This window comes from Bifidobacterium thermophilum, assembly GCF_002846655.1.
In the GTDB taxonomy this organism is placed as follows: Bacteria; Actinomycetota; Actinomycetes; order Actinomycetales; family Bifidobacteriaceae; genus Bifidobacterium; species Bifidobacterium thermophilum.
The window spans coordinates 287,063-305,489 of the sequence record NZ_PCGX01000010.1; the positions used below are offsets into that span (position 1 = coordinate 287,063).

At 58.9% G+C, this 18,427-nt stretch carries 15 protein-coding genes and 3 tRNA genes; 6 read left to right on the forward strand and 12 right to left on the reverse strand.

Features of this window, described 5'->3' with window-relative positions; genetic code table 11:
• Positions 1–140: 140 nt before the first annotated feature.
• The gene (locus CQR48_RS06655; RefSeq protein ID WP_101452415.1) at positions 141–1,367 is read right to left on the reverse strand and encodes a glycosyltransferase family 2 protein; all 1,227 of its coding nucleotides are present in this window, start codon (positions 1,365–1,367) and stop codon (positions 141–143) included.
• Entirely contained in the window at positions 1,367–2,971 is a 1,605-nt protein-coding gene (locus CQR48_RS06660; RefSeq protein WP_101452416.1) for an AI-2E family transporter, read from the reverse strand. The genes CQR48_RS06655 and CQR48_RS06660 overlap by 1 nt, the downstream gene beginning before the upstream one ends.
• A gap of 105 nt (positions 2,972–3,076) precedes the next feature.
• Between CQR48_RS06660 and CQR48_RS06665 the strand changes: the two genes are divergently transcribed.
• Positions 3,077–4,024 carry a glycosyltransferase family 2 protein gene (locus tag CQR48_RS06665; RefSeq protein ID WP_015450868.1) on the forward strand — a complete coding sequence of 316 codons (948 nt, stop codon included), beginning with the start codon at positions 3,077–3,079 and terminating at the stop codon, positions 4,022–4,024.
• Positions 4,025–4,167: 143 nt separating this feature from the next.
• Here the strand turns inward: CQR48_RS06665 and fucO are convergent, their stop codons facing one another.
• Positions 4,168–5,319: a lactaldehyde reductase gene (gene fucO / locus CQR48_RS06670; RefSeq protein ID WP_101452417.1), complete on the reverse strand. Its 1,152-nt coding sequence runs from the start codon at positions 5,317–5,319 to the stop codon at positions 4,168–4,170.
• 354 nt (positions 5,320–5,673) lie between these two features.
• Here fucO and CQR48_RS06675 point away from each other — a divergent pair, with 354 nt between their 5' ends.
• Positions 5,674–6,891, forward strand: coding sequence for a helix-turn-helix transcriptional regulator (locus CQR48_RS06675; RefSeq protein WP_015450870.1), 1,218 nt, complete (start codon positions 5,674–5,676; stop codon positions 6,889–6,891).
• A gap of 132 nt (positions 6,892–7,023) precedes the next feature.
• On the opposite strand, the gene CQR48_RS06680 is transcribed toward CQR48_RS06675, so the two are convergent.
• From CQR48_RS06680 to CQR48_RS09245, 5 genes are all read right to left on the reverse strand, one after another.
• Positions 7,024–7,401 (reverse strand): hypothetical protein, encoded by a 378-nt coding sequence (locus CQR48_RS06680; RefSeq protein WP_101452419.1) that lies wholly within the window; start codon positions 7,399–7,401, stop codon positions 7,024–7,026.
• A gap of 160 nt (positions 7,402–7,561) precedes the next feature.
• Positions 7,562–8,299 carry a hypothetical protein gene (locus CQR48_RS06685; protein ID WP_015450872.1) on the reverse strand — a complete coding sequence of 246 codons (738 nt, stop codon included), beginning with the start codon at positions 8,297–8,299 and terminating at the stop codon, positions 7,562–7,564.
• Positions 8,300–9,007: 708 nt separating this feature from the next.
• A tRNA-Phe gene (locus tag CQR48_RS06690) sits at positions 9,008–9,080 on the reverse strand.
• A gap of 45 nt (positions 9,081–9,125) precedes the next feature.
• Positions 9,126–9,199, reverse strand: a tRNA-Asp gene (locus tag CQR48_RS06695).
• A 137-nt stretch (positions 9,200–9,336) separates the two neighbouring features.
• Positions 9,337–10,389: a DUF4190 domain-containing protein gene (locus CQR48_RS09245; protein WP_101452420.1), complete on the reverse strand. Its 1,053-nt coding sequence runs from the start codon at positions 10,387–10,389 to the stop codon at positions 9,337–9,339.
• Positions 10,390–10,567: 178 nt separating this feature from the next.
• On the opposite strand from CQR48_RS09245, the gene CQR48_RS06705 reads away from it, so the two are divergent.
• From CQR48_RS06705 to CQR48_RS06715, 3 genes are all read left to right on the forward strand, one after another.
• Positions 10,568–12,463: a glycoside hydrolase family 13 protein gene (locus CQR48_RS06705; protein WP_180335127.1), complete on the forward strand. Its 1,896-nt coding sequence runs from the start codon at positions 10,568–10,570 to the stop codon at positions 12,461–12,463.
• Positions 12,464–12,502: 39 nt separating this feature from the next.
• The gene (gene trmB, locus CQR48_RS06710) at positions 12,503–13,408 is read left to right on the forward strand and encodes a tRNA (guanosine(46)-N7)-methyltransferase TrmB (protein ID WP_180335128.1); all 906 of its coding nucleotides are present in this window, start codon (positions 12,503–12,505) and stop codon (positions 13,406–13,408) included.
• A 133-nt stretch (positions 13,409–13,541) separates the two neighbouring features.
• Positions 13,542–13,613, forward strand: a tRNA-Glu gene (locus CQR48_RS06715).
• 683 nt (positions 13,614–14,296) lie between these two features.
• Here CQR48_RS06715 and CQR48_RS06720 read toward each other — a convergent pair.
• From CQR48_RS06720 to CQR48_RS06730, 3 genes are all read right to left on the reverse strand, one after another.
• Positions 14,297–14,833, reverse strand: a complete 537-nt coding sequence (locus CQR48_RS06720) for a low molecular weight protein-tyrosine-phosphatase (RefSeq protein ID WP_015450876.1) — start codon at positions 14,831–14,833, stop codon at positions 14,297–14,299.
• Between the two features lie 84 nt (positions 14,834–14,917).
• The gene (locus tag CQR48_RS06725) at positions 14,918–15,607 is read right to left on the reverse strand and encodes a dihydrofolate reductase (RefSeq protein WP_015450877.1); all 690 of its coding nucleotides are present in this window, start codon (positions 15,605–15,607) and stop codon (positions 14,918–14,920) included.
• A 49-nt stretch (positions 15,608–15,656) separates the two neighbouring features.
• Positions 15,657–16,457 (reverse strand): thymidylate synthase, encoded by an 801-nt coding sequence (locus CQR48_RS06730; RefSeq protein ID WP_180334579.1) that lies wholly within the window; start codon positions 16,455–16,457, stop codon positions 15,657–15,659.
• A gap of 288 nt (positions 16,458–16,745) precedes the next feature.
• Between CQR48_RS06730 and CQR48_RS06735 the strand changes: the two genes are divergently transcribed.
• Complete coding sequence (locus tag CQR48_RS06735; protein WP_015450879.1) at positions 16,746–17,159, forward strand: OsmC family protein; 414 nt, start codon at positions 16,746–16,748, stop codon at positions 17,157–17,159.
• 101 nt (positions 17,160–17,260) lie between these two features.
• Here CQR48_RS06735 and CQR48_RS06740 read toward each other — a convergent pair whose 3' ends face one another.
• Entirely contained in the window at positions 17,261–18,298 is a 1,038-nt protein-coding gene (locus tag CQR48_RS06740) for a universal stress protein (protein WP_015450880.1), read from the reverse strand.
• Positions 18,299–18,427 lie beyond the last annotated feature (129 nt).

Sequence of the window (18,427 nt, forward strand, 5' to 3'; positions counted from 1 at the left end):
TGGTCACCCCGCGTGATTCGCAGGCGGGCCGGTGCAGACCCAGCTTAGCGCCCACGCTGAACGTGTCAGCGTGGGCTTTTCGGATGTCGTCGTGCGACCTGCGTGGCAGCGGTACGGTGACAGCCCAAGCCGCCTGTCGGTTATTTGCCTCGGTGCTCGATTGGTTTCCATTCGGCTTTCGAGAACACCGCTTGGAAGGAAATCGGCACATAGCTGAGCATATAGATCGGGAAACTGAGCACGTAGGCGAACAGCTCCTTGTTGGTGGCACCGATCTGTCCACGTTCGGCGACGCAGGTCAATGCCGCGAGTCCCATCATGGCCAGCACACCGAGCACGATACCGTAGGTCCAACCGCCAATCGAGTTCAGCTGGCTCTGCCATGTGACGAACCCGCATGCCGCGAACAGGCACCCCAGCAGGAATCGTGCGATGCCGAGCACCATGAACGGGCAGAGCACCAGGGTGAAATCGATACAGGAGAAGTCACGTTCACGCACCGCACGCTTGATGAGCGCCGGACCGTAATAGCGGAACACTTGTAGGAATCCCTTGCTCCAGCGCAGACGCTGACGCCAGCTCTGCTCGAAAGTGACCGGCTGCTCATCGTAGAGGATTGCGGTGCCGCAGTACCCGATCCGGTCGCCGTGAAGAACAGAGTCCATACTGAATTCAAGGTCTTCGGTAAGCAGATGGAACTTCCATCCACGGTTGCGACGCATGATTTCCTGGGAGAACATGAACCCTGTGCCGCCCACATGACAGCTCGATCCGAACAGCATACGCGAGTTGTTGAGGAATCGCGATTCGCGGATAAACCATAGCGCGGAACCGGAAGACACCCAGTTGTCCGCAAGGTTGACGGAGTTGCGGTAGCTGGTCAGGATTTTGAATCCGGCATGGAACGCCTTGTTCATTTCCTCGATGTAATGCTTGTCGAGACGGTTGTCCGCGTCAAATACGAAGAACGCGTCATAGCGGTCGGTCACGCCTTCGCTGATCATATGGTCCAGCAGATAGCTCAACGCGTAGCCTTTGCCGACCTGCTCCTTGTTGAAGCGTTCGATGACATGGCATCCCATGTCACGCACCAGCCCTGCGGTGTTGTCGGTGCAGTTGTCCGCCACCAGCCAGATATCCACCAGCTGTGACGGATAGGTCTGCGAACGGATTGAATTGATGAGATTGCCGATGACGGCTTCCTCGTTGCGGGCGGAAATCAGCACCGCATACCGCGTGTCCATGGGCGCGTCGGGGAAGGTGATCTGCTTGGCGAACAGCGAGGCGACCACGCAAATCGCCTGGTACACCAGTCCGGCGCCGCCGAGGATCATCAGGAGAATATCAAGGACGGACAGCAGGACCATCAGTGCCACTTCTTTCTGGGATTGTCATCGGCTTGGGCGCGTTCCTGCGCACGGTGCGGGGACTCAGGATTGTCAGGGGTCTTGGCAGACTTGAGAACCCCGGTGGCTTCACGCATCTCGGGAGTTTCGGACGCCTGGGAAACTTCGGGTGCTGCGTGAGCTTCTGGAGCCGCATCAACATCGCGGTTCGGTTTACCGTGGACTCCATGCTGATGGTCTTCGGTTTCGTCAGTGCCCTTAAGCGGTTTGGCTTCGGGGCTGATTACGCCTTTGGGAATCGCCACGGTCGGGACATCGTCACCTGGTGTGGCTTCCGAAGTATGCCGGTACATCTGCTCCTGCAATTCACGCAGTTCTTCGCCCACCGGAACATGTGAGCCGGAGCTTTGCGCAACGCGGGGCATTCGCTCGCTCATCGGTTTGATGACATGCTCGCTGAATGCCTCCGCACCTTCGACGACCTTGGATTTCTTCTTCGGCTCCGGATCGTTCATCAGTGGGGAATCAATCAGGTCATAGCGTTTCGTGCACGCGCGGAAAATGGCTTGCAGGCTGGCGGTGATCGGCAATGCGAGGAAAGCCCCAAGAGCACCGAACAACGAGCCGAAAATCAGCACGCACAGGAAGGCGATTGCGGGGTTCAAATCCATGGTGCGCTGCGAGATCTTCGGAGACAAAATCAGGTTTTCGATCTGCTGGTACACGACGATGAACACCACCACAATCACCGCGTATGTCGGCCCGTGCGACGCCCACGCGAAAATCACCGGCAGGGCGCCGCCCAGATACGTGCCGATCGTGGGCACGAACTGCGAAGTCAGACCGCAGAACAGCGCGAGTGGTAGCCAGTACGGCACATGGATCACATCAAGGAAAATCGCGGTGCATGTGGCGTTGATGGCCGCGAGAATCGTGCGGGAGAACAGGAAGCCGGAAATCTGATCCTGCACGACGGTCCAGGCGAACAGGAAACGACGCTGGGTGGACGGGCCGAGCCACTGGCACAGGCTGCGGCGGACGCGGGGGCCTGCGGCTGAGACATAGTACGTGACCATGAGCACCGTAAGCAGGTTGAACAGGAAGCCGAACAGCCCGACCGTGGTGTTGTAGGCCTGGCCGGCGACGTCTGTGAGCCATGATGTCTTGAGGTTCTTCATCACTTCGTTGCCGAGATTCTCCATTTGCGGCAGCTGGAAGTCGAATTCCTTGGATACGAAGTCGGTGATCTGGTCATAATATGCGGGCACGCTCTGCACCATGGAGATGACCTGCTGGACGAACATGTTGCCGAACAGCACCATCAAGGCGACCACGATGACTCCGACACCGATCAGACTGACCGCGGAGGCCGCGCCGCGCTTCCAACCGTGGCGAATCAGCCTGATCACCAACGGTTCGATGGCGAGCGCGATAAACACCGACACCACAACATCAAGGACGATGGTGTCGATTTTTCCCCACGAATTCCACACAAATACGGCGAGGAACACAGCAATGACAGCATAGAAGAGGCCGCGCCCCCACCATTCTGGCGGGCGCCGGGGGTCACCCTTTTGCGGGAAGACCGAGGCAAGATCGATTTGCGGTTCCTCTTGTTGGCTCATGGCTCCCCATTCTACATAGGCGACACGAAGCGTCGACAGTTGTCGGCAAGCGTAGCGTCGGGTGCAGGCGCGGCACTGTAGACGTCCTTGCTTATCCTAGAAAGCATGCTAACCGTATCGATTGTCATTCCCGCGTGGAACGAGGAGGAGCGCATCGCCGACTGTCTGACGAACGCGACCCGGCAGACCGTGATGCCCCATGAAGTGATTGTGGTGGATAACCGGTCCACCGATGCGACCGTCGACATTGTCAAGCAGTTCATGGAAGAACATCCTGACGCGCCGGTCCGCCTGCTGCATCAGGATGATGAGCAAGGGCTCATCCCGACGCGCAATTACGGACTGAACCACGCCACCGGCGACGTGTTGGGGCGCGTGGACGCCGACTGCATGCTCAAACCCGACTGGGTCGAAGTGGTCTCGGGCATTTTCACCGAGGATCCCGAAGCGATGGGCGCGACCGGGCCGGTCGTCTACTACGATATGCCTGCCAAACGCGTCGGTTTGCGCGGCGATGACAGCGTGCGCCGGCACATGTACCGGGCAGATGGCGACCAGGTGCTGCTGTTCGGGTCGAATATGGCATTGCGCGCGAGCGCATGGCGCCAGATTGCGAACGAAGTGTGCCGTGACCGTGAGGACGTGATGCATGAGGATATCGACGTTTCCCTGCATCTGCTTGGCCGCTCGATGAAAACCGTGTACTGCCAGCGCATGATTTGCGGCATTTCCGCGAGGCGTATGGACACGTCGTTCACGTCGTTCCGCAATTACATGAACCGTTTCCGCAACACGTTCGCCGCGCATCCGGACCATTGGCGCAAACGCAAGCCGGAGCATACGCTGTACGCGCTGTACCCGTGGATGCACACCCTGTACCCGATGTATCAGCGGTATCTCGATCGTATGGACATCAACCCGGCGGAGCGGCTGTGGTTGAAAGAGCAGTTCGACGTGGCCAAGCGCGACGAGCAGGACGAAGCCGACGCGGATGCGGAGGGCCAGCCCGAATCCGACGGCAGCACACTGACGCTGGCAGGCTCGAACCAATAGCGATTGGCGCGTGCCGCGGTCGCCGGTACACAACGGAATCCGTACCCGTCCTATTACACGAACTGGTTACGCTGGGAGATGTCTCAGCGTAACCAGTTCGTGTAATAGGACGGAATCAGTCCCGCAACGGTGCATATGAGCCGTTACATCAGCGACGTGTAAATCGCGAGGATGTCTTCCTCGGTCGCCTTGCGCGGGTTGCCCGGTGTGCACACGTCGTGGAACGCGTCATGTGCGAGCGGCTTGAGGTCGGCTTCGGTGGCTCCGACTTGCGAGATCTTGGTCGGATTGCCAAGGTCGACGGTCAGCTGGTGCACCGCCTGGACCGCTTCCTCACGCACAGTTTCCAAATCGCCGGTCATCGCGTCCGCGACACCGAAGGCCTGCGCGATATCACGGTACTTTTCGCCGGTGAAGTCTTTGTTGTATTCCATAACCGGGGCGAGCAGAATGCCATTGGCCACACCATGGGCAACGCCGAGCCGTCCGCCGAGCGGATGTGCCATGCCGTGAACCAGACCGAGCCCGACGTTGGAGTACGCCATGCCGGTGATGTAACTTGCGTATGCCATCTGCTCACCTGCTGCCTTGTCACCGTCGGCGCTCTTGGCAAGGTTCTGGGCGACCATGCGGATGGTCTGCATGGACAGGCAATCGGACAGCGACCACGCGCCGGGTGTGATGAAGCCTTCAATCGCGTGGGTCAACGCGTCCAGACCGGTGGCGACTTTCAGTCCACGAGGCATGGAGTCGGTCAAATCAGGGTCGACGAAGGCGACAACCGGGATGTCATGCGGGTCGACTGCCACGAACTTGCGCTTGTTGGCGGTATCCGTGATTACATAGTTGATGGTCGTTTCCGACGCTGTGCCTGCTGTGGTGGGCACGCCGAAAATCGGGACGGACGGGTTCTTGGTGTCCGCCACGCCTTCCAGAGACAGCACGTCGGCGAACTGTGGGTTCGCGGTGACGATGCCGATGCCCTTGCACGTGTCCTGTGGCGAGCCACCGCCGAGACCAATGAGGAAGTCGGCTCCAGCGGAAGCAAATTTCTTCACGCCGTCCTGGATGCATTCAACCGGCGGATTCGGCTTGACATTGTCGAAGATCTCATACGGCAGACCGGCTTCGTCTAGTACTGTGGTCACTTTCGCCACAGTGCCGGTTTCCAGTAGCACCGGGTCGGTGACGATGAATGCCTTCTTGAACCCGCGCGCTTTGGCGGCTACAGGTATCTCACGGATTGCGCCACGGCCAAAATATGCGGTCTGATTAAAGATCATTCTGTATACCATGTGTGTTCTCCTTCGAACAGTTCCCATTGTGTAGGAACGCCATTGACGAAGCTTATTGTAGTCACTCAGCAGGAAGACACGGCGAAGAGCGGAATTGAGAGAGGCTCTGCCACCTGCTATGCCCCGCCAGCAGCATATGTCCGCCGGTTGTCTGCCACCAGCCCTGCAAGACGTACCGCCAGCAGAGTCAACCACCGCTTTCCTTCCACCGCCACTCGTCTGCTATCACTCGCATACCGCCAATCGTCTATCGCCGTCAGTCGCGTATCAGATTGACCGCCATGTGCCGAGATGCTTTATGGCATACTGGAGTGGGGATCAACGAGGAGCAATTACATCACAGGAGGGGATACCATGACAACACCTGATGACACTATCCGAAGCGCTGACGACTGGCGGTCAGCGCTGGAAATCCGCGACACCCGCGCCGCAAACCCTTTAATGGACGTATTCGCGACACTGTGGAGGCACAGCAGCGATGACCACCCACTGACGCCTGACGACATCATCGATCTGCTCGAGGCCGATAACCGTCAGAACTCCTTCTACAAGGCGCCGTCCAAGGAAACCGTGATCAACCAGCTGCAATACCTTGAGTACACGCGCATTCTCGGCCGCGAGGTCCGCCGCGCGGACGACGGTGAGACATCCGCTGACGAAGAAAGCGACGACAGCCGTTGGTATATGGCACCGGTGCTCTCTCCTTCCGAAGTTCGTCTGCTCGAAGACAGCCTGATGCTCTCCCGGATTGATCCGGAGGAACTCCAAGGGGTCATCTCTGGCCTGTATCAGCTTGCCGGAGGCAGCGCCCCTTCCACGGACCTGCCGGACATCTCCATCGACGGCTACGAGCACATCAACGGGGAGTTCCTCGCCACAATCGAGAAGATCACCGAGGCCATGAACAACCAGCTGGCCGTTGATTTCTCCTACTGCGACTATGACGAGCAAGGCAGGTTGGTCAAGCGGTTGGACCGCCGGACCGGCAAACCGAGACGCTATGTGTTCGATCCATACAACATGGTGTACAAGAAGGGCGGGTATTATCTGCTCGGGCACTTCCACAATTGCCCAGTCCCCCAGAACACCGACCAGAATGAGAATCACACCAACCTATTCTGTTTCGCCGTCAATCGCATCCGCGATCTACGGATCACCAGTACGCGAATCGCCGTACCCGCCGATACCTGGGACGAGAACGGGTTGCCGCGGAAGCTGACCGGCGCACCCCGGTTCGACGCGGTCGCATTCGCCAGACAACGCCCGCACATGACCATGGGCACACTGGTCGACGTGGTCATGAGCATCGGACCGAGCGTGCTCACCAATGTGTATGAATGGTTCGACAACCCCAAGGTTGAACGTGTCGACGGGCCTTTTGACCCTGATGACGACCACGAAGGGGTCCAGGCATTCCACTACCGGGTCAGCGTACGCAGTCCCAAGTTGGGCATTATCTGGTGGGCGTTGCAGTACGCACTCGCCGATGTACGGGTCGAATCCCCACAATCGGTGCGTGACGAACTCCTACGAGCCGGTTTGCAGCTGGCGCGGCGTTACGGTGACGAGTAACATCTTTCTCTCTTTCTCCATTCCAGCCGGTTTCCGGTGCTTCTTCAATCAGCAGGACGCACCGGAAACTGGCTTTATCGTTTGTTTTACCTCGTGTCAGTATGTCATCGAGGTGTGCGACTCTTCCGCCCGTCAGGCCGCCAGTGGACCAAAATCGGAGATATGCATGAGCGTGACCACGCGATTATCCTCGCACGGCTCGTCATGTTCATATCCTTTGCATTCACGCAAATGATCCAGCCTAAGCGCAAGCGTCAAAGCGTAATGACGGTCGCAGTAATACTGGATGTGGTCCGACTCGCAATCCGGGTCGCCGCATATGCAGTGCGTGTAGTGTGTGGCCGTCTCGTCGCAGATCGACTCATCCCAGTCGCATCCATGTCGGTCGCCGCTATCCCCGAAATCAGGGAAATCCGGTTCGACCGGCCGCACAATCGGCTCGGTGCGAGCTTCCTGCTGTGCATCGAGGCGTGTCCGCTCCTGCATTCCCTGCATGTTGTGAATTGTCATGGTATTCCCTTTCCATGAACGCCGCCGATACCTAGTAAACGGCGAATCAGATTGATGGTTCTTGCGTAGTGTGTGATGTGTATGGCATATTGCAGTATTCCGAGGCATGTGATTGGTTCATCACAACGACAGTCACAAGCCACCGCAGCAGCGCCGACTGCTAATCTGCGAGCGCGATTTTCGGGTTCGCTCCGGTGACGATGAGCATATGCAGCTGCTGCTCATAGAGCTCGATGCTGCGCCGGATCAACGGTTCGTCCTTCTTGTCGTCGCGATAGAACATCGCGTACTTGCGATGCCGATGACGCCATTGCACCCCCGAAAAGATATCGATGCAGTTCCAACGACCGTTGGCAATCGAACGGAATCTGATGACGGCGTCATCGGTAATCGGAATAATGGCGTTCAACGGGGTGACCGCCAGACCGTATACTCCTTTCAATGGATCGTCAATGCCGGTGCGCAGCATTCTTCGCGTCGAAGCATCATCGCCAAACAGCACACCGTCGCCGAAACTCTCACGTTTGTCAAGCTCCATGCCGGGCTCACCTGTAGAATCATCAATCCGGAATCTTGCCACAAGGCGGATTTCGGCAAACTGCTCGAAGATGCGGGCGTCCCCGGGAGACCACACGTCCATGGGCTTCCACTGGTCGCCCTTGAACGAAAACACAATCTGCTGTTCGTTCTTTGGTGTGGACGCACGGAAATCACACACCTGCACCGGCAGATGGAAATCACCGAATCCGGCAAGCTCAGCCTCGATGGCCGCATGGATGTCATCAATGCTCATGCCCTTGCGCAAAGTGATGAAATCCTCGGCGTCCCATTTCGGTTCCAGATTGCCGCTGGTATTGCTGATGGAGTTGTCACTGATGTTGCCGTTGTTGTTTCTCATGTCATGCGCCTTTCTCGTTTGTTTCTTACAGACGGCCGTTCCTTGTCGCCACGTCTGATATCCATTTCATCATCGCGACACGCCGAGGCGAACAAGATGAAAAATCTTCATTGACGGCTGGGATTCCCGCTGACGTACATCTAGAACATGGCGATATTCCGCGAATCCGACGCCCATGGCGCGCCACAAGCCACAGGCAGATATCACCGGTTTCCGTACGGGTGGGATTGCAGAACGGTATGCTGACCGCACCGCCAACTGGTCACCTATGACTTCTGCACTCGGGGGGTTACGGATTGCGGTGGTATCTGCCTGCTGTGCAACTGCGCAATCGCAGTGCGGAGAGAAACATCGTCTGAGTCCAAGATACTGGCGTCTATCCCGCCGCCATGCAACCGCCCAATGACACAACGACCCGGTATAACCAATCCAACCGAGAATCCCGACGGTATCTACCCGTCATGCAACAGCACGATTGTGCAACGAACAGATACAAATTCGCTCGAAACACTCCACAAACTGGTGACGCGAACAGTCCTCCCAGCGTAAACAGTTTGTAGAGGATAACGGACGACACTCGCACTGCCAAACCACGGGACACACGTTGTCCATCACCCAGGTTCGACGCGAGAGACGGCCAGACACCAAGCGACTGCCAAGGCCTCAGAAATGAGAAAACCCCGGTTCCATACGGAATCGGGGTTCTTGTGGCTCCGAGCGGGATCGATCCGCTGACCTAGCGATTTTCAGTCGCTCGCTCTACCAACTGAGCTACAGAGCCATGGATGGTTAAAAAAACCCGGATGAACCGGGTTTTTACCATTCGCGACCTCGGCCGGACTTGAACCGGTGACCTCCGCCGTGACAGGGCGGCGCTCTAACCAACTGAGCTACGAGGCCGTGGCGTTTGCTCCGTGGAGCAGCCGAGTGTTTATATTACTCAGAATGACGATGAGCGCAAATCGAGCACTGTCTTCGGCGTGTCGCTTTTTTCACTCCCGCCAATCAGCATCGCAAAACCTTGCGATTTAGCGGTTTTAAGCATCTTCAGTCGCGACGGCCGCACTGGCAGTGACGACGCTGACACCAAGACCCGACACATGAACGGCCACAGGGTCGGCCACGGCGACATCGCCACCGAGCAAACCACTGTAATCATCCCAGTCTTCGCCGCCATCACCGAGAATCCCGCCATCGTCGGTGGAGCCATTCCCATCAGCACCATCGGCATCACCGCCTGGCAGACTTCCACTCGCACCCCCGCCATTCGACCCGATTCCCGGCAAGGACTGGCACTGGCCATCGATGCACATCATAGATCCATCCGATTGCCCAGCGCCCGAGCCATAGTCGGACGCAATCTGAGATAACGCCGATGCAAACACACACACGGCGATAATCACCACAACGAGATTAATCGCGCCGATGACGATACCGGCAATCGCCAATCCCCGGCTCTTCTCGCCCGACTTGCGCACCATGACCAAAGCGATAATCGAGAAAATCAAGCCAACCAACGGATTGATGAACGCAAAGACGAAGCCGATAATCGTGAGCACATTCCACGGCTGATTCGGCTGCACGTACCGATATGGATCCTGTGCAGGCACCGCATACCCCTGACCGAATCCGGGATGCCCCTGTTGCGGCTGGCCATAGGGCGATTGGGCAAATGCGCCGGGAGCATACGGCTGTTGCGGAGGAATCTGCCCCGAGGACGCCTGCTGCGCCGCCGATTGACCATCCCCCATAGGTTGCCGTCCGTACGTGCCGGCAGCATACAGCCCGGCTGGCGCATTCGCTTCGGCACCATAGCCAGGCGCCCCGCCCGCCCATGCCGGCTGGACATCCGCCACGGCGAGCGGAACCGTAGGCGCATCCTGCGACTGCCCGAAGCCAGCAGACTCAGACGGCGTCTGCTCTTCGGAAAGCCCGGACAGGAACGTCTGGGACTTGGGCATTTCCCGCGTCTCCTGGACCCCGTGCAACACCTGCGTCGCCTCGATGGGCAAGTCATCGTCTGATGGAGGAATGAAATTCTGCTGATAGTCCGCCGATGGCGGCATCGCCTGATTCTGATTGTCATCCATGCTTGTATTCTACCGACGGAATGCCGCTTTCCCATATTCGCCACACCATGCAAACGTCATCATCACCGTTGTATCATCGGCCCTAGTTCCCTTCGTGGCACATCATGAAATACGCGACGCGACGAAGCGCATCACGCGCTCGATGCAAAGACAACGTTTGCAGGAAACGGAGACCGACATGACGACAGCATCACCTCGACCAGCACAAGCGACGAGCACACAAGCCAACGACCCCCAGCCACCGCTTCCCCATCATGACGGCTCGACGCTGTATGTTTCCAACCCCTGCCCTAATCTGGGCGACACCATCCGCGTCCGCGTGCGCATTCCGCGAACCGCACCATACACCGCGGTTGTACTGCACTCACTCGCCGACGACGAGCTGCACCTAGAAAATGCCCGGCCGATTCTGAGCACCGATACCGAAACCTGGTACGAGGCGCCGTTGCCCATCCACAATCCCGATACCCGCTACCGCTTCGCCCTGTTGCGCGACGGCGGATTCGACTGGCTCAACGCGCTCGGCGTGTTCGACCGCGAAGTCAGCGACGTCTTCGATTTTCGCATCACCACCTTCTCCCCATCGCCTGCATGGAATCGAGAAGGCGCCACATACCAAATCTTTCCCGACCGCTTCGCCCGATCCGAGCAATCCGCCACACGGCAGGCACCCGATTGGGCGCATCCGACCGCATGGTCGACCAAACCGCTCGCCTACGGTGTTGAAACCGGCCGCCAGTGGTACGGCGGCGATTTGAAAGGTATCGAGGAGCATCTCGATTACATACAGGATCTAGGCTTCACCACCGTGTATCTCACGCCATGCTTCCCGGCGCGTTCGGTCCACCGCTATGACGCTTCGACCTTCGACCATATCGATCCCCTGCTCGGCGGCGACGAGGCGCTTCGTTCGCTCGCGCGCGCATGCCACGCCCGCGGTATGCGCATCATGGGCGATTTGACGCTCAATCACACCGGTTCCAGCCATGAATGGTTCCAGCGGGCGCTACACGACCCCGACAGTGAGGAACGCGACTACTACCTGTGGAACCGGTACCCGGACGATTACGTGGCATGGATGGGCATCAAATCGCTGCCGAAACTCAATTGGACGTCACGTAAGCTGGTCGACCGCATGATCCGAGGGGCATCCAGCAGCGCCGGACAGTGGCTCGGCGGCGAAGACGGGCTGGATGGCTGGCGTATCGACGTGGCAAATCAGACGGGCCGTTGGGCGGCGATGGACGAGAACCACGCCGTCGCCACGACCATCCGGGCTACGATTGACGAGTTGACCGGCGGCAATGGCACACTGATCGCCGAATACATGCCTGATGCCACACGCGATCTTGCGGGCGACGGCTGGCAAGGCGTCATGAATTACGCCGCGTTCGCCCATCCGCTGTGGATGTGGGTGGCCGACCCGAACAGCCATGTCAAGCGCTTCGGTTTCGATGAGACCTTCCCGCGGCGCAGCGGCATAGCGATGGCAGACACCATGCGCGAACTGCTCGCCCAAATCCCGTGGAAAGTCGCCGAATCCCAATGGAATCTCATCGACAGCCATGACAGCGCGCGCATCCTGACCCTCACGCAAAGCCCGCAAGTGGCCCATGCGGCGCTCGGCATCATGATGACCTATCCCGGCGTGCCGATGGTATTCGCCGGCGATGAACGGGACTCCACCGGTATCACCGGAGAGGAAAGCCGTACCCCGATGGACTGGGATGCGCCTGAGAGCGCCCATAGCGCGACAATCGCTCGCTATCGTGAACTGCTGAAGCTGCGCAAAACGTCCAGCGCACTCGCCCACGGCGGCCTGCGCTGGGTCAGCGTGCAAGCGGACGCGGTCGCGTATCTACGCGAGGGTGTGACGGACCGTCTGCTCGTTGTCGCCGCACGGCAGGGCGGGCAGCAGGTGCATGTCACGCGTGAATTGTTGGGCAACGCCGATCCGCAGCTGGTCGCCGGCGAAGGAAGCGTTGCGGCCGCAGACCATGGTGCCAGATTCGCGCTTCCAGACGCAGGCTACGGCGTCTGGCGTCTGGGCGGCCTCGAGGTACCCCGCTGGTAGCATCGGCGCGTGTCCGATACCGGCCGCTATAAAGGAACCATGCAAGAACACGAGGAACACCCCACACAGAACGCGCAGTCGGGCTCGCAGGACGCACAGCACACGCAACAGCACGCACAGGACGCACAGCACGCGCAACCGGCGGACGGAACCCAGCCGATCCGGCATGAGCACAAGGTCCTGTCTTTCGTCCGCCGTTCAGGCCGACTGGACGCGCGTCTGCAACGCGCATGGGACACTTACGCCGGCACATATCTGCTGCCGTTAAATGCGGCGGAAGGGTCGCTGGACATCCGCGATGACTGGAGGCTCACACGCGAGTGGATCCACGACACGTGGGGCAACGCTCACCCGCTGGTCATCGAAATCGGCACCGGGCAGGGTGAGAACATTGTCGCGGCCGCCGCACAGCACCCGCAGACCAATTATCTGGCGCTTGAAGTCTATGATCCGGGCGTTGCCCACACCATGCTACGCGCCGGCAAACAACATCTGAATAACCTGCGCATCGCCCAGATCAACGCGCCGGAACTGTTCGCGAAAGCCGATGCGGCGACCGTAGACGAAGTGTGGACTTTCTTCCCTGACCCATGGCCCAAGATGAAGCATCACAAGCGCCGGATCGTCCAGCCTGCTCTGGCCGAAGCCATTCACCGGGCGTTAATCGCCGGCGGCCTGTGGCGTATCGCCACGGACATCGAGGATTATGCGCTGCACGTGCATGAGGTGATGGACGGACGTGACGACTTCGAGAACATAGGCGAAATCACCGTCAGTCTGCCGACCGGGCATGTCGGCAAGGGCAACGCCGATCTCGCGCTCGATATGCCGCACGCCAATTTCGCGGAATCAAGCCGTTTCGAGGGCCGCGTACTGACGAACTTCGAAAAGAAAGGGCTCGAGGCCGGACGGGTCATACACGATTTCACTTACCGCAGCCGCTGATACCGCGCGGATGGCCGCCGATATGAAAACCATGCCGCCAATGCATCATCCGCAAGCCGCAAAAAACGACACGCCGAAACAACGGATTTTGCATTCTGGCGGCTTTGTGTTTAACATAGCTAAGTTGTTTGACGCCCCCTTCGTCTAACGGTTAGGACACCAGACTTTCAATCTGACAACGAGAGTTCGACTCTCTCAGGGGGTACGGATACTGAACCCGCCACAAAAGGCGGGTTCTTTGTTTTCTGCGATGATGCAGCTGCTGCGACGCACCAATCATGGACAGATACCGCATCCCGCCATCGTCTGCTTCCCCGCGGTAGCCCAAACTGGTTACGCCGGGGGCTCCCAGCATAACCAGTTTGGGAAGAGAGAGCCGGTTTGACGGCGTCAACAGAACCCGGATGAATGGCCAGTTCGGCCGGTCGGCACGGGTTCAGCAGGTCAGCGCCGGTTCGGCCGGCCGGCTCTGACTCTCAGTCGGACGGCACGGGTTCAGCGGGTCAGTACCGGTTCGGCCAAGGCGGTTTTCAATCAGCGACGGGCAATGTTCTGTGGTTTACGCATGCCCGGACATACGCCTCTTGCATAACAGCTCCCGCACAGGGTGAAGTGTCTCCCATTCCGGCATGCGACGTATATCCCGGCATACGCAAACTGACATTACGGTTCTCAGTTAGGGCAGAACAACTTCCGCCCTGCATGCACCGTATATCCCGGCATACATAACTCGACATTCCGACTCCCGGATAGGGCGGAACAACTTGCATCTGGTGTATGACGTATGCCATGGCATACGCGGCGCAGCGCATTCGACCCGTTCATGAGTCTTGCGCCACAACGGCTCCTCGCCGACACGGCATTGCCTGCAGAGCGCGCGACGCGAATTCACTGACCGATCTGCTCGCTTACCCAGTCGACGATGTACGGGGCGACCTGTTCAATCTGATCGATGGCGATGTTGAAATCCTCAGGACCGCCATACCACGGGTCGACCAGGTCAATCTGATCTTCACGCCCGGCAGGCGGCTTCGGCAGATTCGGGTCGAAACTGCGATACATATGCACTTCAGCACGCTTGGCGGGCGGCAGCAGCCTGACCAGCGCACGCATATGCGAGGCGGTCATCGGCAGGAACAGGTCGCTGTCGTTGATTTCCTGACGCGTGATGCGATGCGCAAAATGATGCGCCGGAATCTCATAGCCGCGCTCACGCAGCACCACGACCGCCCGGGGATCGATTGGATGCCCATATTCCTCGTCGCTGACACCGCTGGACATGACCCGCACCCGGTCGGAGAGCCCGCGCTCGTTGAATCGTTCGCGCAGGATGATCTCCGCCATCGGCGACCGGCAGATATTGCCGGTGCACACGGTCATCACCGTATAGCGTGGGTCCTGGGATGATTGCGTAGTAGCGGCCATGCAGCAGCCCCTTTCACGATTTATGGATGCGGAATCGACAAGACGGATTGCCGCGGACTGCACACAACAGTCCGCGACCGTGCATCACAAAGTTTCTTCGTCGTCCTCCGTCTCGCCGTCGGTTTTGCGGTAGGTTTCGAACCGGTACTCGCGGATGCCGTTCTCCGGGTGCTTCGGCAGCATCCACGGCGTCACGTCGACAAGTTTCCACAACCCGGTGGAGGCGAGCTCCTCCATATCCGGCGCATACGTGTCTGCGTCCACCGTCGCACGGATACGCGTGACGAATACTTGCTTGGCGAACGGCAAGGCCTCACGGAATATCTGTGCACCGCCGATCACCCAGATTTCGCTGCGGTCGAGCCCGTCATCGGGAATCGCTTCCTGCCGTGCCAAATCGAAGGCGTCGTCAAGGTTCTCGACCACCGTCGCCCCAGGCGCCTGATAGCCGCTGTTGCGCGATACGACGATGTTGTCGCGGTTCGGCAACGGGCGGAACTTCGGGTCGAGCGATTCCCAGGTCTTGCGTCCCATGATGACCGGATGTGAGACGGTCAGTTCCTTGAACCGCTTCATATCTTCGGCCAAGTGCCACGGCATGCCGCCTTGGAAACCGATGGCACCTTCGCGTCCCTCATTGTCGCGCGCCTGTGCCCAAATCAAATTTACCGTAAAGGTCTTGGGATAATCATCACCCCAATCCTCGGTGTCGTCCAGCCCGGCCATACCGGGCTTGCGTTCGTGATAGCCGCTTTGGCTACTGTCATACCCCATTTCATAAACTCCTTGAACTCAATGGACTGGGATTAGTGTAGACGATGCTTCAGACGGCAACCGGTGCCTTGATGGTCGGATGATGCTGATAGCCGACCACTTTGAAGTCGTCATACGTGTAATCGAACAGCGAATCCGCCTTGCGGATTTCCATCTGCGGGTACGGGTACGGGGTGCGGGAGAGCTGCTCGAGCACCTGGTCGATATGATTGTCGTACACATGGCAGTCTCCGCCGGTCCACACGAACTCACCGGGTTCCAAATCGGTCTGCTGCGCGATCATCATGGTGAGCAGCGAATAGGACGCGATATTGAACGGTACGCCGAGGAACATATCGCAGCTGCGCTGATACAGCTGGCATGACAGCTTGCCGTCCGCCACATAGAACTGGAACAGCGCATGGCATGGCGGCAGGGCCATATGCTCGACTTCCGCGGGATTCCAAGCGCTGACGACCATACGACGGGAATCGGGATGGTTGCGAATCAGATCAAGCACATTGGAAATCTGGTCGATGGTGCGGTTGGGGTCCTCGGGCGTCGGCGCCGGCCAGCTACGCCATTGTGCGCCGTATACAGGGCCCAAATCGCCGTTCTCGTCGGCCCACTCATCCCAGATATGCACGTTGTTCTCCTGAAGCCAACGCACGTTGGTGGAACCCTTCAGGAACCACAGCAGCTCGTAAGCGATGCCGCGGAAGAACACGGTCTTGGTGGTGAGCAGCGGGAAATATTTGCTCAGATCGAAGCGCATCTGCTGACCGAACAGCGAAATCGTACCGGTACCAGTGCGGTCTGATTTCAGCGTCCCCTCCTTGAGAATCTTGCGGACCAAGTCCTCGTAGGGCATGGGAATGTCCGTCTGCGGGCGTTCCGGAATACGGGTGCGAATATCAGCAAGCTGTTCGGCGGTCAAAGGCATGCCCCCATGGTAGCAGTGACCCGCCGATTTACGCCGGTAGCCATCCTGCAAACGACTCTGTATCAGCCCAAACACCGGCGTGTGATACCGGGTGTGACATCGCTGCAGACGCGGTCGAGTCCACGAATCCCGCTGTGAGCGGATATCGGGCAGGTGCTTGGGCTAATCTATAAGCATCGGCGCGAGAAGCGCGCCAGCAACTCCAGGAGGCACAACATGGGCAAAAGACTCTGGGTAGAACGCAACAAGGACGGTTCATGGGACGCGTTCAGCGAGGACGGCGCGCACCTCAAGTTCGGCCACGGCAAAGGCCTGTTCACCCCCGGCGACCTCATGAAGGTCGCGCTAGCGGGCTGCGCGGCGCTGTCCAGCCAGTTCCCGGTCGAGAACACGCTGGGTGAGGGCTCGGGCGCAAAAATCGTCGTTGACGGCACCTATGACCCGGAAAGCGATTCCTACCTGTCCTTCGAGGAGCAGGTAAACGTGGATGCGACTTCCGCCGATCTGAGCGAGGAAGATGCAGCCAAGCTCAAGGAGCGTGTCGCCCGTCACATCGAAAAGGGCTGCACGGTCGCCCATACGTACCGTCAGGAAACGCCGGTGCGCGTGAACGTCACGGTGCGCAAGTAATCAGCCGGTTATATATGCTGATGCCGCCATCTGCAGGTGTTGCAGATGGCGGCATCAGCGTATTGAAGGGGCGTCAGGCAAGCTGCCGGACACCCAAATCCCTACTTATGCTCCGGGTCGATCTTCGACTCGATGGCACTGGCTTGCTCGGCGCCGGCGGTGGGCACCTGAACGGCCTCGACACCGGAAATATCGTCAATCGGCTTGGTCGGGACATCCGCCGGGGAGCTCGGTACGGTGTCGAGCTGGGATTCCGCCGCTTCCACGTACTTGCGCGGCACCACATACACCGGGCTGACCGCATGCTGGAGCAGACCTTGGCTGGTGGAACCAAGCAGCAGCCCGGTGAATCCACCGCGACCGCGCGAGCCGACTACCACGACGTCATGGTCATAACTCGCCTTGGTGAGCGTTTCGACCGCATTGCCTGGCACAATCTCCTTGTGGATTTCAAGGTCGGGATGAGCCTGCTCAATCGGCTTGATGCGCACGGCAAGGTCATCCATGTACGAATCCATGACACCCTTGTCTTCTGCGGCGCCCTTGACATTTGGTACAGCGGAGATTACATCGAGCTGAGCCTTCCAGCTTGACGCGAAATCAGCAGCGATCTCAAGCGCCTTGAGGCCCCACTTGGATTCGTCGGAGCCGACGGCGACACGCGTGATCTTGTTGTTCAAGTGCATGAGGTTGCCTTCGTCATCGGTGTACGGCACGACAACAATCGGGCAGTACGCGTATGCGGGCAGTGAGGAGCTCGTGGTGCCCAGCAGCCGCTCGGCAAGACCGCCCTTGCCCCGGTTTCCGATGACGATGAGGTTGTAATTGCGCGACAGCTCGACGAACACCGATGCAGGATCGCCCGTAACAATCAGTGTCGCCGCTTTGACACCCTGCTCGTCGGCGATGGCCTTCGCCTTGGACAGGATTTCCTGTGCATCATTGTGCGCGGCGTTGTCGTCGCCCATCGCGGTGTATGTGGCATCGAATGATACGGCGGCATAACTCGGCAGCGAGTACGCGCACACGATCTGCAGGGTCAGTCCCGCATGCTTCGCATAGTTCGCAGCCCACCATGTGGCCTTGTAACTTGCATGGGATCCATCCACGCCAACGAGGATTGCCTTGTCGTTAATCATGACGACCTCCTTCATTCATTGGCGGCGCAGCGGTACGCCACCACTACTTTCACCTTACTCCACCATTGTGGGTCTTCCGGGAAAGTGTCGCAAGAAAAAATCCCGGAAATCTGGTACAGCTGCGATTGA

Coding starts and splice junctions, on each gene's coding strand:
- CQR48_RS06655 (WP_101452415.1), bottom strand. CDS start 1,367: ATGGTCCTGCTGTCCGTCCTTGATATTCTCCTGATGATCCTCGGCGGC.
- CQR48_RS06660 (WP_101452416.1), bottom strand. CDS start 2,971: ATGAGCCAACAAGAGGAACCGCAAATCGATCTTGCCTCGGTCTTCCCG.
- CQR48_RS06665 (WP_015450868.1), top strand. CDS start 3,077: ATGCTAACCGTATCGATTGTCATTCCCGCGTGGAACGAGGAGGAGCGC.
- fucO (WP_101452417.1), bottom strand. CDS start 5,319: ATGGTATACAGAATGATCTTTAATCAGACCGCATATTTTGGCCGTGGC.
- CQR48_RS06675 (WP_015450870.1), top strand. CDS start 5,674: ATGACAACACCTGATGACACTATCCGAAGCGCTGACGACTGGCGGTCA.
- CQR48_RS06680 (WP_101452419.1), bottom strand. CDS start 7,401: ATGACAATTCACAACATGCAGGGAATGCAGGAGCGGACACGCCTCGAT.
- CQR48_RS06685 (WP_015450872.1), bottom strand. CDS start 8,299: ATGAGAAACAACAACGGCAACATCAGTGACAACTCCATCAGCAATACC.
- CQR48_RS09245 (WP_101452420.1), bottom strand. CDS start 10,389: ATGGATGACAATCAGAATCAGGCGATGCCGCCATCGGCGGACTATCAG.
- CQR48_RS06705 (WP_180335127.1), top strand. CDS start 10,568: ATGACGACAGCATCACCTCGACCAGCACAAGCGACGAGCACACAAGCC.
- trmB (WP_180335128.1), top strand. CDS start 12,503: ATGCAAGAACACGAGGAACACCCCACACAGAACGCGCAGTCGGGCTCG.
- CQR48_RS06720 (WP_015450876.1), bottom strand. CDS start 14,833: ATGGCCGCTACTACGCAATCATCCCAGGACCCACGCTATACGGTGATG.
- CQR48_RS06725 (WP_015450877.1), bottom strand. CDS start 15,607: ATGGGGTATGACAGTAGCCAAAGCGGCTATCACGAACGCAAGCCCGGT.
- CQR48_RS06730 (WP_180334579.1), bottom strand. CDS start 16,457: ATGCCCTACGAGGACTTGGTCCGCAAGATTCTCAAGGAGGGGACGCTG.
- CQR48_RS06735 (WP_015450879.1), top strand. CDS start 16,746: ATGGGCAAAAGACTCTGGGTAGAACGCAACAAGGACGGTTCATGGGAC.
- CQR48_RS06740 (WP_015450880.1), bottom strand. CDS start 18,298: ATGATTAACGACAAGGCAATCCTCGTTGGCGTGGATGGATCCCATGCA.